Genomic DNA, 14599 nt, shown 5'->3' with positions numbered 1-14599 from the left:
GGAACTGACCATGAGTACGCAAAAGCGCCCTCGAATCGTGATCATTGGAGGTGGGTTTGGTGGGCTATCGGCGGTGCAAAGTGTTGCTAGCTCAGCAGTTGAAGTGTTGCTAATTGACCGAAACAATTACCACACCTTCAGCCCCATGCTTTATCAGGTTGCGACGGCTGAACTGGGAGCAGAGCAGATTGCTTACCCAATTCGCAATATCTTGCGAAAGCTGCCAAATACTCAGTTTTTGCAAGCAGAAGTAAAACGAATTGATTTTGCTCAACGAGCTGTGGAAACCGATCGCACCGTTATTTTTTACGATTTTTTGATCTTGGCGACGGGAAGCGTTACCCAGATTCTTAGCGTTCCGGGGGCAGCAGAATATGCATTTCGGCTGGACAATTTGAGACAGGCGATCGCCCTTCGCAATCACATTTTGCGTTGCTTTGAGCAGGCAGCCTATGAATCAAACCCAGAACGCAGACGGCAGCGATTGACCTTTACAATCATTGGCGGCGGTCCAACAGGCATCGAATTAGCAGGTGCATTGGTTGAATTGCTCGGCAATTCTCTCAAGCGGGACTACCCAGTTTTAGATTTTCGTCAGGTGAAGGTGCTGCTGGTGCAATCAGGAAGCCGCTTGCTGAGGGACATGCCAGAGCGATCGCAGCGTTATACCCAGCGTCAGCTTCAAAAAATGGGCGTGAAAGTCATCCTGGACGCAAAGGTAAACCGAATCACTTCCGGTGCCGTGCATTTGCAGGACGGACGCATCATTCTTACAGAAAGTCCGATTTGGACTGTAGGAGTACAGGCTAATTCACTCTTGCGGCAATGGGGTTTACCGATGGGTGACAAAGGGAAGGTGACTGTTTTGCCGGCTCTCCAGGTGCCAGATCATCCAGAGGTTTATGGAGTAGGAGATCTTGCACTGCTCAAGGAAAGCGGTCAACCGTTGCCGATGGTGGCTCCGGCTGCGATTCAGCAAGGAAGAAGAGCAGCAGAAAATATTCAGCGGCAACTGATAGGACGACAGCCCGTTCCGTTTAAGTATTGGAATAAGGGAGCGATCGCCATGATTGGGAGAAATGCGGCAGCAGCCCAGATTGGCAAATTCGTCTTTACTGGGTTCCCCGCATGGCTACTGTGGTTGGGGGTTCATCTTGTTTATTTACCTGGATTTCGCAATCGCCTACAGGTTTTGATTGATTGGCTGTGGGATTATTTTTTGCGCGATCGCCCTGCTCGATTTGTGTTGCCTACTTCGGGGGCGATCGCTGAAACTTACCCAACGCCAGATCATAAATCGGACGAAGTTCGCCAGATTTACAACAGACAACGAGTTTAGAGGTAAGCCGATGGACTTGCAAAAAATCATTCCGCTCATCGCTCGCACCTGTCTGGCAGTGATCTTTCTTCGCTCTGGAGCAGGTAAAGTACTTGATTTTGCTGGCACGCAAGAACAAATTGCAGGGGCAGGCTTGCCTCTCGTAGCCCTGATGACAATAGGTGCGATCGTATTTGAACTAGTTGGGGCTGTCCTGGTTTTGTTAGGTTACAAAGCCAAGTGGGGCGCGCTGTTACTCATCTTGTTTCTGATTCCAACGACGCTGCTCTTTCACACCAATTTTGCAGAGGGAATGCAGGTTACACAGTTCTTTAAAAACCTGGCTATTCTAGGTGGACTGCTGATGGTGACAGCGTTCGGTTCAGGGCCATTAAGTTTAGAAAATCGGTTTCGTTCGCGGCGCAGGTTTGGAGGAATATGAGACCCTGGAGTTCATTGTCGAGGCGTAGCATTCGATAAGTAAGCTACTTGAATTAAGCGTAATACACTGCCCAAATGCTACTCCCCTACTCCGTGCTGGGCAACAAACTCAGACTTCTGGACTCATGCTGGAACTGCGGCAGCGGAAAGCATTTGCTTCAGGTTTTCGGGCTGTACAAATTCTAGGTACTGACGCGCGATCGAAAGTGGCAGCAATTCAATCATCATCGTATTTTCGATCCACAGTTCAATCACTTCAAACAGTCCATCCCGACTACAGTGGAGTGATCGCCACCCTTCCCGTTGAGCCACTTCCTGAATCTTTTCCTGGCTAACAGGCACCGAAATTGCAGCGTGAACCGCACCAAAACTGTAGGCAAACGCATTGGTAGAAAAAGTTGCCTGTTCACTATCAGTTCCTGGCAGCAGTTCAGTTCCAGCCGGATAAACTTCGATTAAAGTTCCATGTTCATCTAGGGCAAGCGCCATGTAGCTACCTGGATGAGGTGGAAAGGGGGCAGCGCAGCCGTCCAACAATTCAGCCAAAACCTCAGCAACATGAAGCGGATTGCTGGCAGAGATAGAAATGTGATGAATCATAGAAATCCTTCTGAAATCAAGAACCTTTAAATAGGACTTACGCCAGGACTTCTCACCGACCTTGGCCATGTAGTCCTGATCTATACATCGCTTTGAAGTGCATCCATTTCGTAAGTGAATATACCGAAAACGTAGATCTCATTCCATTGGGGGATTTATCTTCATCCGGACGAATCGCCCGATTGAATGAAGCTAAATTCGCTAAAATCTCAAGGCAATAGCCTACGAGAGTTTTCGCTGGGCTGTTGTGTGGTGTTTGCTTTCGTCCGAATGGTTCAGTGACTCAAAATCCCCGGCAAGCGGCCTTCCTCGCGCTCCGATCAGTCCATCGGGGGGCATTTGCAGATATAGCGTTAGACCGTGCTTTACAGCGGTCAGAACCAGCCCCTCCAGATCGCCGCCTGGTGACGGAGCTGGTCTACGGCAGCGTTAGACGACAAAGAACGTTGGATGCTCTAATTGATCAACTTGCAAAGCGGCGATCGTATCAGCAGCCCCCCGATTTACGAGCTATTTTGCATTTGGGGCTGTATCAACTGCGCTATCTCAATCAAATTCCGGCAGCGGCAGCAGTCAATACGACGGTTGATCTGGCAAAGCAAAACAGCTTTGAGAAATTGGCAGGGTTTGTCAATGGGCTGTTGCGCCAATATCTTCGGCTTGCAGAAACGGGCGACCCGCTACAGCTACCCGACGATCCGGTCAATCGACTGGCAGTACTGTACAGCTACCCCGACTGGGTGGTGCAGGTTTGGCTGGAGCAATTGGGCTTTGAGGAAACGGAGATGCTTTGTGAATGGCTGAACCGATCGCCTCACATTGACTTAAGAGTTAATCCACTGCAAGCTTCTTTGGAACAGGTTCAATCAGCGCTGCAAGAGGTGGGAATCAAAACCACTACGGTCGCCGCCCTGCCTCAATCACTGCGATTGTTGGATAATTCGGGGTCAATTCAGAACCTTCCTGGATTCCGGGAGGGCTATTGGACCGTGCAGGACAGCAGCGCTCAACTGGTAGGTCATTTGCTTGACCCGCAGCCAGGGGAAACGATTGTTGATGGCTGTGCGGCTCCAGGCGGCAAAACAACACACATCGCTGAATTGATGGGCGATCGCGGCATTGTTTGGGGATGCGATCGCTATGCTTCGCGGTTGAAAAAACTACGCCAGAATGCAGAACGACTGAAGCTGACCTGCATCCAGACCTGTGCTGGAGATAGCCGTCAATTCACTCAATTTGCTCAACAAGCAGATCGGGTGCTGCTCGATGTTCCCTGTTCAGGGCTGGGAACCTTGCACCGCCATGCCGATGCCCGCTGGCGACAAACCCCAGAAACCGTCCAGGAATTAGCCCAACTGCAAACCGAATTGCTTGACCAGGCAGCAACCTGGGTCAAACCGGGCGGAGTGCTAGTTTATTCCACCTGCACGCTGCATCCCGCCGAGAATGAGGCGATCGCCCAATCCTTCCTATCTCGCCATTCAGAATGGGTGATTCAGCCGCCGTCTCACCCTCCTGGCGATGCTTTTGTCACTCCAGAAGGATGGCTCAAAGTTTGGTGTCATCAGCGCGATATGGACGGTTTTTTTATTGCTCGTTTCCGCAAAGCTATCGAATAACATCCTTAAGAGTCGAATAGCGCGGTAAACTCAAATCGTTACACATTGAGGAGTTTGACCTCAGCACACGGAGATCGCAGATTGGGCGTAGAACTTCGCAGTTACGTATATTTAGACAGTTTGCAGTCTCAGCACGCTGCCTACATTGGCACAGTCTCACTAGGGTTTCTGCCCTTACCAGGAGATGCCTCTCTGTGGGTAGAGATCTCGCCTGGCGTTGAAATTAACCGGATCACCGATGTAGCGCTTAAGTCTGCCGTCGTTCGTCCAGGGGTGCAGTTTGTCGAGCGGCTATACGGGCTACTGGAGGTGCATTCTAACCGCCAGGGAGAAACTCGTGCCGCAGGCAAAGCCATTCTTGAAGCATTAGGTGTGCAAGAGCGCGATCGCCTTAAACCGTCTGTCGTTTCCAGCCAAATCATTCGCAATATTGACGCTCACCAGGCACAACTGATCAACCGCAACCGTCGCGGACAAATGCTCCTGGCAGGGCAAACGCTTTACGTGCTAGAAGTTCAGCCTGCTGCCTACGCCGCTTTAGCTGCAAACGAGGCAGAAAAAGCAGCGCTGATTAATATTCTTCAGGTGCAAGCAGTTGGCAGCTTTGGGCGACTTTATCTGGGCGGCGAAGAGCAAGATATCTTAGCAGGTTCTCAGGCGGCGATCGCCGCAATGGAAAACGTCTTTGGGCGAGAAAACCCAATTGGCGGGCACAAGGAATGAGGCTTTCCGATGGCAAGGATTGAACATCTGTCGCTCCTCCAAAGTGCTAAGTGGGCTTCCTGGAGAATCCAAAACCCTGAAATTCAACTCGACCTGAGTGAAGCGGACTTGCATGGTGCAAACTTGCCAGGAATAAACCTGAGCAATGCCAACTTAAGTCGAGCTATCCTCAGGGGTGCTAAACTGACCACCGCCGATTTCAGCAGGGCGAACCTCAGCAACGCTGATTTACAAGCCGCAGAACTAAGTGGGGCAAATCTCTATGCAGCTGAGCTGGTTGTCGTTGACTTGAGAAGGGCAACCCTTAAAGAAGCTGACTTGACTGGAGCAAACCTGATTGGGGCTGACCTGCGAGGAACGACGCTCAACCGAGCAGACCTGACCAGAGCCAACCTAATTGGCACAAACCTGAGCAATACTCGCTTGCGCTGGGCAGACCTAACCGAAGCAAAGCTGGCAAAAGCTAACCTTAGCCAAGCCGATCTGTATCAAGCAAACCTCAGTAACGCAAACCTCAGTAACGCCACTCTTTACCAGGCCCAATTTATTGGGGCTTATTTGTATGGAGCGAACCTAGCGCAGACAGACCTCGGAGAGGCATACCTGAGTCGCGCCTACCTATTCAGTACAAATCTCCAGGAAGCGTCACTACGAGGAACGGATTTAAGGTGGGCAAACCTAAGCAAAGCAAACTTAGAGGGTGTTGATCTGAGAGCCGCAAAACTAAAAGGTGCAAACTTCAGCAAAGCGAATCTTAGCCATGCAAATCTCAGCAACACAGATCTCACTTATGCCGACTTAACTCGTGCAAACCTCCGAAGCGCAGTCATGCCTGACGGTACAGTGCATGATTAATTGAGGGACAGGCTAAGAACTGTCTACCTCTTGCCCCAGACCCAGGTGGCTTTCAGTATAGGCTAAAGCCAGTAGGTGAAAAGCTGGGACTTGGGGTGTTTACTTTAGAAGAAAATTTAGATCCAGCAGTATTTTGCGTGGCTTGGTCTGTGTGGAACTGAGAGTCTTTAAACCCTGTCCCAACTGTAGTAACAACATTTACTAGCTTTTCCTCGTAGCGCCCGCGTTAAGCAAAACGGCCATGAGTCGGAGTTTAAGTTTGAATCGATTCATAAATTCATTTCTGCACACCCCCCCATCTATTAGTAAGGTAATGCTACGAAGACATTCCCCCCATGTCAAAATGTCCCTTCCTGTGGGCATAACCACTCTTTTACTGCTAGCGAGTGGAGCGATCGCTGCCCCCCTTCCTGCTAACCTAGACTCCTCCATTACCGCCCAAATTCCCGCAAATGCCACGGTCCTTCATGTCAACCCGACCCTGGGAACGGACAACCCTGGCGCAGGTAGGGAATCAACTCCCTTTCGCACCATCAGCTACGCGATGCAGCAGGCACAGCCTAATACGGTCGTTCAACTCGCGCCTGGTAGCTACACCCGCGATACAGGGGAAGTTTTTCCAATCGTCGTCCGACCTGATGTAATCTTGCGAGGGGATGAATCGACCAAGGGACAAACGGTTCTGATCATTGGCAGCGGCAGTTATGCCAGTCCCACTTTTGCCGTTCAGAACGTGACAATCCGAGCAGAATCTGATAGCTCGATTCGCGGTGTCACCGTCACCAACCCCAACAGTCGCGGTACTGCTATTTGGGTAGAATCCACCAACCCTAGCATTCGCGACAGCACACTTTCCAATAGCCTGCGAGACGGTATCTTTGTCACCGGTACGGCTGCCCCCACGATTGAAGGCAACGTCTTCACCAACAATCAGGGGAATGGCGTTTCGGTGGCTCGGACTGCTCAGGGTGAAATTCGCGGCAACATTTTCCAGAGCACTGGATTTGGAATTGCGATCGGCGACAACTCGTCCCCTAGAGTAGAAAACAATCAAGTCGTTCAGAACGTAGATGGCATCGTTGTTTCTAACAACGCTCGTCCGGTTTTACGAAATAACGTAATTGAGAGCAATACCCGCGATGGTGTAGTGGCAATCGCCAATGCTCAACCTGACTTGGGTACCGCTGAAAGCCCTGGAGAAAACCTGATCCGTAACAACGGTCGCTATGACCTCTACAACGCTACCCGTAGCAACACGATTGTGGCAGTTGGCAATCAGATTGACCCCGAACAAATCTCTGGCTCCGTTGACTTTGTTGCAGCTACAGTTGCAGGCGCATCCAGATTTTCAGACGTGACAGGACATTGGGCAGCAGCCTACATCGAAGCCTTAGCTAACAGAGATGTAATTGGTGGCTTTCCCGATGGCACCTACCGTCCTAATGAGCCCGTCACTCGTGCCCAGTTTGCCGCCATTGTGAATGCGGCCTTTTCACCCACCCCAGAGCGATCGGGAATTACTTTCCCTGACGTTCGCTCAGACTTTTGGGGCAATGCCGCAATTCAGTCAGCCTACCGGGGAAATTTCCTCAGCGGCTATCCAGATGCAACCTTCCGACCCAATCAACAAATTCCTAGAGTTCAGGCACTCGTTTCCCTAGCATCGGGCTTAAAGCTGCCTGCTGGCGATACGACCGCGCTAACTCGTTACCAGGATGCTGGACAGGTTCCGGCTTATGCAACGGGGGCGATCGCCGCTGCCACTCAGCGAGGCATTGTCGTCAACTACCCCAACGTGCAGCAGCTAAACCCCAATCAGGTTGCCACCCGGGCAGATGTAGCGGCCTTCATTTATCAGGCTTTAGTTAACGCGGGTCAAGCTGAGGCAATTCCCTCACCATACTTAGTGCTTAGCTCTGATGTTAATCCTTTGCAATAGCTAAAACGATAGCTTCGTAAATCCCCTAAGCGGCCACCATAAATGCCGAGTGCCAGCCCTTTATGGGCTGGCACTCGGCATTATTTATTCACAGGGAGTTAATAGTCAGGACCTTTATATCGGCTGATCCCGATTGAACTTTTACTATATTGCCGGAGATTTTTGCGGCTCCTCAATTTTGTAATCTTTTCTTTGTGTTTCCCTTCCTCAGGATTCTCAACCTTTTATCCCCCAAACTTCAAATATATTCACGTCTCTTCATCCCTCATCTTTCACTTTACCTTTCTGCTCCAAGCGATACAGCCAGACCATTAGCGCTACCACTCCAACTTGGAGTGCAAAATTGGGAAAAGCAGCGCCAACTTCCCGACCCGCAAGCAGTTGTGTGAAAAAGACAAAAGCTCCAATCAGTCCAGATGCACCAAAAGCAACATAAACAAACTGCCTCAAGCCTCGGTAAGGTGCCTTCGCCTCAGCCCTCAAACGAGCATACTTTTCAGGACTAAGATTTTGAGCGGGTTTCGCCTTGCGACGACGCTTAGAATTTGAATCAGCCATAACTAGATTCCTTCTCAACTAGACCAGGATTGCCTAGATAAGATAGCAGATTCAAAACTTAGGCACTGGGCAATCTTGTAGCCATTCGCTACCATACGCCTCGCTTGCCGCTGGGGTGAACGGTTGTCCAATTTGTTCGAGCTGTAGCAAGCTGTTCCTCAGAAACTTTTGCTCCTGTCAAATCAGCCCCACACAGATTTGCGCCGCGTAAATTGGCATTGCTCAAGTAGGCAAAGCTCAGGTCTGCACCACGCAAATCTGCTCCCTCTAAATCAGCGTGACTCAAGTAAGCTCTCGCCATATTTGCATTTCGTAAAACAGCGTGACTTAGACTGGCTTTACCAAAGTCAGCGTTAAACAAATTAGCGCCCTGAAAGTTAATCTTCTGTAGCTTCGCCTGATGGAAATTTGCTTCAGCAAGATTAGCTCGTTGTAAGTTTAATAAGCTGAGATCGTGAGAAGTAAAGTCCCTTCTTCCCTTGGCATAGGCTGTGAGCAGGTCAGTAGAAGCCAGTTTAGGTGCCGCAGAAGGTACCCCAGCAGTCCCCTTAGATTTGATAGCAGTAGATAAAGAAGCTTTTTGGGTCATAAGCCTACGTCGAGGAGAGCCAGGCTGTAAGCTGGTGGCTTCAGAGGATGCTGCTTTGGCTTGCTGTCGCGCCCGAATTGCGGCCGCCATCCGAGAAGATGGGGTAGATGGAGTGGTGTCATTCAGGTCAACAGAAGGAGAATACTCCGGCTCAGCTTGATAGAGAGGTCGATTAGGTTTCGTGACCATGCCCTGAGCTAAGCTATCAAGATAAGGCTCAAGGTCGAGTGCCCTCAAAACTTCGTTGGAAGACTGATAGCGATGGCGAACCGAGACCTCCAGCATCTTCCGCAAAACATCAGCAAAGTGATCGCTAATGTGAACTTTCTCCCGCCAGAGCATTTCTCCGGTTGCAGGGTCATAGTCTAGGTCTTTTGGCGACTTCCCAGTTAGTAGATAGATGCATGTGACTCCAAGGGCGTAGATATCACTGGCATAGACTGGACGCATTGCCATTTGCTCAGGTGGAGCATAACCCGGAGTGCCGATTGCATAGGCCGTTAGAGCAGTTTGCTCAGAAGCGCCAGCACGAGTCGGATTTACCTGGTCTTTTACTGCCCCGAAATCAATCAATACCAGCTTTTTGTCCTGAGAGCGGCGAATCAGGTTAGCAGGCTTGATGTCGCGATGAATCACCTGTTGGCTGTGAATGTACTGCAGCATCGGCAAGACTTCGCTGAGAAACTGCTTGACCCCTGCTTCGCTAAATGGGCCAGAACGTTTAACCTCTTGCTGAAGGGTAGAGCCGCTGATGTACTCCTGTACTAAGTAAAATTCTTGATTGGCTTCAAAATAATCTAGCAGTCGGGGAATTTGGGGGTGATTTCCAATTCTGCCAAGGGTTTTGGCTTCGCGCTTAAACAATTCTCGTGCCATCTGCAGCACGTGAGGAGAAGATGCGGCTGGGCGAAGCTGCTTAATAACGCAATGGGGAAAACCTGGTAATGATTCATCCTTAGCCAGGTACGTTGCCCCAAAACCACCGTGACCAAGGGTTTGGAGAACTCGGTAGCGATCGCGCAGCAGCAACTTGGAGCCGCAAGCCTGGCAAAGCTCGGTATGAACTAAATTTTCGGGGTTAGGACAGGCTGGATTTAAGCAGTAGCTCATGCGGCATCACTCGCTATGTCAGTCGCCGGGGCATCACTTCATCCACTTCTAGACGTAGACACCTTAACTTCTATTATCTTTCCAAGAAAGACGAGATAAAGCGCCAAGTTTGCGGAAAATCTCTTGAAGAGTTGCTAAAGCTCACCCTACTTTCCTTAAAATCCTTGTGAATACCCGATTCTCTGTAGTTTAAGGGAGGAGAAGATGTCACAGTGGAGGGGTTGCACCCAGTTATGGCAAAGCACCACAGACTCGTAGTAAGCTTCCATCATTTCAGAGGCTTCTCACAGTTGAGCGGTAGAATGGTGGGGCACTATTGTAGACCGACCTAGAGTTAAAGAGCAAGTTAGGCAATGCGTATCTCACTAAACTGGCTGCGAGAACTAGTAGACCTGACAATGAATCCAGAAGAATTAGCAGAAATGCTAACAATGGCTGGATTTGAGGTCGAAGAAATTGAAGACCGTCGCACTTGGGCAGATGGTGTCGTAGTCGGAAAAGTGTTGAGCTGTGAGCCACACCCCAATGCAGACAAACTCAATGTCTGTCAGGTTGATATCGGCAGAGGCTCCCCTTCCACCATCGTCTGTGGCGCGTCTAACGTCAAGGCAGATCTTTACGTTCCTGTTGCCACAGTGGGGACTTATTTACCAACTGTAGACTTAAAGATTCGCCCTCGCAAGCTGCGGGATGTCGCCTCGGAGGGCATGATCTGCTCCCTGGCAGAGCTTGGGCTTGCGAAAGAGTCTGCAGGTATCCATCACTTTGAGCAAGATTCCTTGAAGGTCGGCAGTGATGCTCGCCCGCTTTTGGGCTTGGATGACGTGGTGCTGGATTTGACCTCAACAGCAAATCGAGCAGATGCACTCAGTATGGTCGGGGTAGCAAGAGAAGTGGCAGCCTTGACAGGTGCTAAGTTGAAATTGCCCGATGTGCCTGAGCTTTCAGTCGAAACCAGTCCAAGCTTAGCTATGAAAGTTTCTGAACCTGAAGCTTGCCCCATCTACATTGGCACAATCATGGAGCAGGTGAAGATTGCACCCTCGCCTGAATGGCTGCAGCGACGGATCCAGGCAGCAGGAACGCGCCCAATTAACAATGTTGTAGATATCACCAACTATGTTTTGTTGGAATGGGGGCAACCCCTTCATGCGTTTGACCGCGATCGCTTGCGTTCTGTCGTCGGCACCGATAACCTGACGATTGGTGTTCGCTTTGCTAACTCTGGGGAGTCTTTGACCACTCTAGACAGCCAAAAACGAACGCTACATGAGCAAACGCTCCTAATTACGGCAAACGATAAACCCGTAGCGCTGGCTGGTGTGATGGGTGGTGAAGAAACTGAGGTTTTTGCCGATACGCAAAATTTGATGCTGGAGGCAGCCCTGTTCGATTCTGTGGCAGTCCGCCGCTCGGCTCGCTCTCAGGGGCTTCGGACGGAGGCTTCTGCTCGCTATGAGCGGGGCGTAAATCAGGCAGAACTGGCGATCGCCTGCCGCAGAGCCATTCATCTAATTTCAGAATTGGCAGGGGGGGTGACAACGGTGCAGGCGATCGCTGACTCACGTTCCAGTCAGGCAACAGCAACTCGCACCATTGAGTTACGCCTTGACCGCGTCAATCAGGTACTTGGGCCAATCGAACCGGATGCAGAGGTGCTCTCAAGCGCCGCTACGACCGACCCCAAAGACATGGACGAAGACGTTGGCGAACTACAGCCTGAAGACATTGAGCGCATTTTGACTGCTTTGGGCTGTACGCTGGTTCCAGTTCAAGAGCGAGTTTGGAGTGTCACCGTTCCACCCTATCGTTACCGGGATTTGGAGCGAGAAATCGACCTGATTGAGGAAATTGCCCGACTCTACGGCTACAACAATTTCTGCGACACTCTACCTGCCAAAACTGAGCCAGGATACCTTTCTGTTGAGCAAGCACTAACTCAAAAGATTCAGCAGGCGTTTCGAGCCGTCGGACTAACCGAACTGATTCACTATTCTCTGGTGAAACCAGACAAAGAGAACCAAATTTCGTTAGCAAATCCTTTGTTCGCAGAATACTCAGCCCTTCGCACTGAGCTTCTGTCTGGGCTAATTGATGCCTTTCAGTACAACCTGGAGCAGGGGAACGGAGCACTGAATGGGTTTGAAATTGGGCGAGTGTTTTGGCGAGAAGAGGAAGGCTTAAACGAAACGGATATGGTTGCTGGCATCCTGGGTGGCGACCCCAGCCAGGGGCAGTGGGTGCGCGGCGGGCGAGAACAGCCGATTACCTGGTTTGAGGCGAAAGGAGTGATGGAGAGCGCCTTTCAGCGGTTGGGACTGTCCGTTGAGTATCAGCCCGATCGCCGTAACGCTCTCTTGCATCCTGGAAGGACTGCCTCTCTCTGGGTTCAGGGAAACCGCCTGGGCACGTTTGGTCAACTGCATCCCCAGCTTCGCCAAGAAAGGGGCTTACCCAATGAGGTTTATGTTTTTGAGCTAGACCTGGATGTGATGTTTGCCCAAATGGAGCAAGAGGAAAACACTGCGTCCGCATTCAAACCCTACTCGACTTACCCAGCTTCCGATCGCGACATTGCCTTCTTTGCCCCGACAAAAGTATCCGTTTCTGAGATTGAGCGGGCAATTAAGAAAGCAGCGGGCACACTTTTGGAATCAGTAGAGCTATTCGACGAATATCGAGGAGAGAATGTCCCTGAAGGAAAGCGCAGTTTGGCACTGCGGTTAGTTTATCGAGCAGGCGATCGCACCCTCACTGATGAAGATGTCGAACCCGTGCACCGCAAAGTTCGAGATGCTTTGATTGAAAAGTTTGGGGTCGATCCGAGAAGTTAGAGTTCACTCGAAAGGTTGAGTTCTCATGCGCGTTGCCCGTAAGAACTTAACCTTTCAAAACCCGCTTAAGGATTGACTTCTCAAGAAGTCCTAAATCTGTAATGATTTTTGGCAGTGTGGGTTTTGCCTGTGCTGCCAAAATCTTTTGTAGATCAATTCACCGAGATACTGGTTTATGCCTAAATACGTGATGTGGGGAAGCTACTGTGATGACGTGTTGGAGAAGCGTTCTCCCTATCGTCAGGCGCATCTAGATCGGCTTGCTAAGCTAAAGGAATCTGGAGCGTTGGTCACAATTGGCCCAACTCAAGATCTGACTCAGGTGTTTGGGGTATATGAGGCTGAGGACGAGCCTACCGTAAGACAGTTAGTTGAAGAAGATCCCTACTGGCAAAACAGCATCTGGACAGAATACGAAGTGAAAGAGTGGATTCAGGCTTTTTGATTTAGAGTGTTTTTGGATTAGGAGATTGCGAATGTCTACTGTCACATCTACTGCAAGCCAAGCTCCTATCGCCCATCTCAAAATTACCTGGCCCCTCCTGCCAGAGGACTTCATTCTGCCTGATGACCCCGTGGAAAACACCGATCAACCCCTGCTTGCAGCCGCTCTACGACAGCCGCTTACCGCATTTCCTGAGTTGATGCAGGATGCTTTGGTCGTTTCCAATTTTGCCCTCTGCGCTGCCATTCAAGACCGAACTATTTGTAAAGCACCTGACTGGATGTATGTCCGTCCAGTGCAGCCCTGGCAACGACCTGAGTCTCGCCGCAGCTATACGCCACACACTGAGGGCAGCGTTCCCCAAGTGGTGATGGAGTTTTTATCTGCAACCTACGGCGAAGAATATTCGGTTGAGTTTACGCAGTCGGTCGGCAAGTGGTTCTTCTATGAACAGGTGATGCAGGTTCCCCACTACATCATCTTTCGACCTGACACGGGACACGTAGAAGTTTATGCACTGACCGAAGGACGCTACCAGATTCAAAAAGCAGACGCCTCAGATCGCTACTGGATTTCAGGACTGGAACTGTTTTTAGGTGTTTGGGAAGGCCCTCACGAAGGACGAATGGGCTATTGGCTGCGCTGGTGGAATTCCGATGGAGAAATGTTGCTCTGGTCTGAAGAGCGCACTGAACAGGAAAGTCAGCGGGCTGAACAAGAACACCAACGGGCTGAACAAGAACGCCAACGGGCTGAGGCTTTGGCTGAGCGATTGCGTCAGTTAGGGATAGATCCGGCAGTGTAGTGCTGTCGGCAAAACTCTAGGGCGATCGCCACCTCACCCGTTTGTTGGGGATAGGAGACTGGAGGACGAGCGATCGTTACCCACTTCACCCCTAGCTCAACCGCCACCTGCCGCTTTACATCCTCGCCTCCGGCAACCCCAGAAGCCTTAGAGACAACCATTGAAATTTGCCACTGTTGCCAGAGTGCCCGTTCGAGATCGGCTGAAATAGGCGGACGCAAAGCAATTAGGCGATCGGGCGTAAAGCCTGCTGCTAGTGCTGCCTCCAGTGCTGTAACGGAAGGTAAGATGCGGGCAAACAGAGTTGCTTGAGATTGCCACGAGCGAAACTGTTCCAACGGTCTGTAGCCCACAACTAACAGCACCCTTTGTCCCTTCAGATAATCCCCAGCTACCAGGGTTCCAAAGTTATCTAAAATTATTTGGTTTGAGCTACTGTTTTCGTCCAGGCTTGGTCGTTCATAGCGCAGATAGGGAAGTTGAAATTTAGCAGCAGCGGCGATCGCCATCCTGGACACTTCCACCGCAAATGGATGAGACGCATCCAAAATGCAGCTAATCTGGTGAGTTTGCAAAAAATCTTTGAGCTGCACCTCGGACAGGCGACCCACCCAAACTTGTAGTGATGGAGTTGAGCAATAGAGCGATCGCGCTGATTCGGTTGTCACAGTAACGATGCAGGGCAGATTGGAGTAGGCGATCGCCCGTGCTAGTTGCACACTTTCCTGAGTACCGCCAATCAGCCAGACTTGCCCAAACATGA

Annotated in this window: 13 protein-coding genes; 9 read left to right on the top strand and 4 right to left on the bottom strand. The window is 50.6% G+C overall.

The genetic code is table 11. The features are described 5' to 3' along the window. The first annotated feature begins 10 nt into the window (after positions 1-10). Both H6G00_RS18270 and H6G00_RS18265 read left to right on the top strand, forming a co-directional pair. On the top strand, positions 11-1339 hold the full coding sequence (locus H6G00_RS18270) for an NAD(P)/FAD-dependent oxidoreductase (protein WP_190797845.1): 1329 nt from the start codon (positions 11-13) through the stop codon (positions 1337-1339). 10 nt (positions 1340-1349) lie between these two features. After that, complete coding sequence (locus tag H6G00_RS18265; RefSeq protein ID WP_190797844.1) at positions 1350-1760, top strand: DoxX family protein; 411 nt, start codon at positions 1350-1352, stop codon at positions 1758-1760. Positions 1761-1882: 122 nt separating this feature from the next. On the opposite strand, the gene H6G00_RS18260 is transcribed toward H6G00_RS18265, so the two are convergent. Continuing rightward, positions 1883-2359 (bottom strand): hypothetical protein, encoded by a 477-nt coding sequence (locus H6G00_RS18260; RefSeq protein WP_190797843.1) that lies wholly within the window; start codon positions 2357-2359, stop codon positions 1883-1885. A 278-nt stretch (positions 2360-2637) separates the two neighbouring features. On the opposite strand from H6G00_RS18260, the gene H6G00_RS18255 reads away from it, so the two are divergent. The 4 genes from H6G00_RS18255 (at position 2638) to H6G00_RS18240 (ending at position 7495) form a co-directional block, all read left to right on the top strand. Beyond that, positions 2638-3978: a 16S rRNA (cytosine(967)-C(5))-methyltransferase gene (locus H6G00_RS18255; RefSeq protein ID WP_190797842.1), complete on the top strand. Its 1341-nt coding sequence runs from the start codon at positions 2638-2640 to the stop codon at positions 3976-3978. Between the two features lie 81 nt (positions 3979-4059). Then, positions 4060-4701 (top strand): hypothetical protein, encoded by a 642-nt coding sequence (locus H6G00_RS18250; RefSeq protein WP_190688702.1) that lies wholly within the window; start codon positions 4060-4062, stop codon positions 4699-4701. A gap of 9 nt (positions 4702-4710) precedes the next feature. Further along, positions 4711-5556: a pentapeptide repeat-containing protein gene (locus H6G00_RS18245; protein WP_190797841.1), complete on the top strand. Its 846-nt coding sequence runs from the start codon at positions 4711-4713 to the stop codon at positions 5554-5556. Positions 5557-5899: 343 nt separating this feature from the next. Further along, positions 5900-7495 carry a DUF1565 domain-containing protein gene (locus H6G00_RS18240; protein WP_199318573.1) on the top strand — a complete coding sequence of 532 codons (1596 nt, stop codon included), beginning with the start codon at positions 5900-5902 and terminating at the stop codon, positions 7493-7495. 258 nt (positions 7496-7753) lie between these two features. Here H6G00_RS18240 and H6G00_RS18235 read toward each other — a convergent pair whose 3' ends face one another. Together H6G00_RS18235 and H6G00_RS18230 are read right to left on the bottom strand one after the other, a co-directional pair. Next, positions 7754-8053: a DUF3493 domain-containing protein gene (locus H6G00_RS18235; protein WP_190797839.1), complete on the bottom strand. Its 300-nt coding sequence runs from the start codon at positions 8051-8053 to the stop codon at positions 7754-7756. A gap of 88 nt (positions 8054-8141) precedes the next feature. Then, entirely contained in the window at positions 8142-9752 is a 1611-nt protein-coding gene (locus H6G00_RS18230; protein WP_190797838.1) for a serine/threonine-protein kinase, read from the bottom strand. 353 nt (positions 9753-10105) lie between these two features. On the opposite strand from H6G00_RS18230, the gene pheT reads away from it, so the two are divergent. The 3 genes from pheT to H6G00_RS18215 all read left to right on the top strand — a co-directional run bounded on the left by pheT (position 10106) and on the right by H6G00_RS18215 (position 13836). Further along, positions 10106-12586 carry a phenylalanine--tRNA ligase subunit beta gene (pheT, locus tag H6G00_RS18225; protein WP_190797837.1) on the top strand — a complete coding sequence of 827 codons (2481 nt, stop codon included), beginning with the start codon at positions 10106-10108 and terminating at the stop codon, positions 12584-12586. A gap of 175 nt (positions 12587-12761) precedes the next feature. Further along, the gene (locus H6G00_RS18220) at positions 12762-13031 is read left to right on the top strand and encodes a YciI family protein (RefSeq protein ID WP_190797836.1); all 270 of its coding nucleotides are present in this window, start codon (positions 12762-12764) and stop codon (positions 13029-13031) included. 31 nt (positions 13032-13062) lie between these two features. After that, the gene (locus H6G00_RS18215; RefSeq protein WP_190797835.1) at positions 13063-13836 is read left to right on the top strand and encodes a Uma2 family endonuclease; all 774 of its coding nucleotides are present in this window, start codon (positions 13063-13065) and stop codon (positions 13834-13836) included. Here H6G00_RS18215 and H6G00_RS18210 read toward each other — a convergent pair. Then, positions 13809-14597, bottom strand: a complete 789-nt coding sequence (locus H6G00_RS18210) for a cobalt-precorrin-6A reductase (protein WP_190797834.1) — start codon at positions 14595-14597, stop codon at positions 13809-13811. The two genes, H6G00_RS18215 and H6G00_RS18210, sit on opposite strands and share 28 nt — an antisense overlap. Positions 14598-14599: the final 2 nt, after the last annotated feature.

The sequence above is a fragment of the Leptolyngbya sp. FACHB-541 genome (assembly GCF_014695875.1).
GTDB lineage: Bacteria > Cyanobacteriota > Cyanobacteriia > Elainellales > Elainellaceae > JAAUTN01.
Note: the sequence above shows the minus strand (reverse complement) of the source record. Positions and strands in the feature narration are given on the sequence as shown.

Coding starts and splice junctions, on each gene's coding strand:
- H6G00_RS18215 (WP_190797835.1), top strand. CDS start 13,063: ATGTCTACTGTCACATCTACTGCAAGCCAAGCTCCTATCGCCCATCTC.
- H6G00_RS18240 (WP_199318573.1), top strand. CDS start 5,900: ATGTCCCTTCCTGTGGGCATAACCACTCTTTTACTGCTAGCGAGTGGA.
- H6G00_RS18265 (WP_190797844.1), top strand. CDS start 1,350: ATGGACTTGCAAAAAATCATTCCGCTCATCGCTCGCACCTGTCTGGCA.
- H6G00_RS18235 (WP_190797839.1), bottom strand. CDS start 8,053: ATGGCTGATTCAAATTCTAAGCGTCGTCGCAAGGCGAAACCCGCTCAA.
- H6G00_RS18260 (WP_190797843.1), bottom strand. CDS start 2,359: ATGATTCATCACATTTCTATCTCTGCCAGCAATCCGCTTCATGTTGCT.
- H6G00_RS18230 (WP_190797838.1), bottom strand. CDS start 9,752: ATGAGCTACTGCTTAAATCCAGCCTGTCCTAACCCCGAAAATTTAGTT.
- H6G00_RS18270 (WP_190797845.1), top strand. CDS start 11: ATGAGTACGCAAAAGCGCCCTCGAATCGTGATCATTGGAGGTGGGTTT.
- H6G00_RS18245 (WP_190797841.1), top strand. CDS start 4,711: ATGGCAAGGATTGAACATCTGTCGCTCCTCCAAAGTGCTAAGTGGGCT.
- pheT (WP_190797837.1), top strand. CDS start 10,106: ATGCGTATCTCACTAAACTGGCTGCGAGAACTAGTAGACCTGACAATG.
- H6G00_RS18210 (WP_190797834.1), bottom strand. CDS start 14,597: ATGTTTGGGCAAGTCTGGCTGATTGGCGGTACTCAGGAAAGTGTGCAA.
- H6G00_RS18220 (WP_190797836.1), top strand. CDS start 12,762: ATGCCTAAATACGTGATGTGGGGAAGCTACTGTGATGACGTGTTGGAG.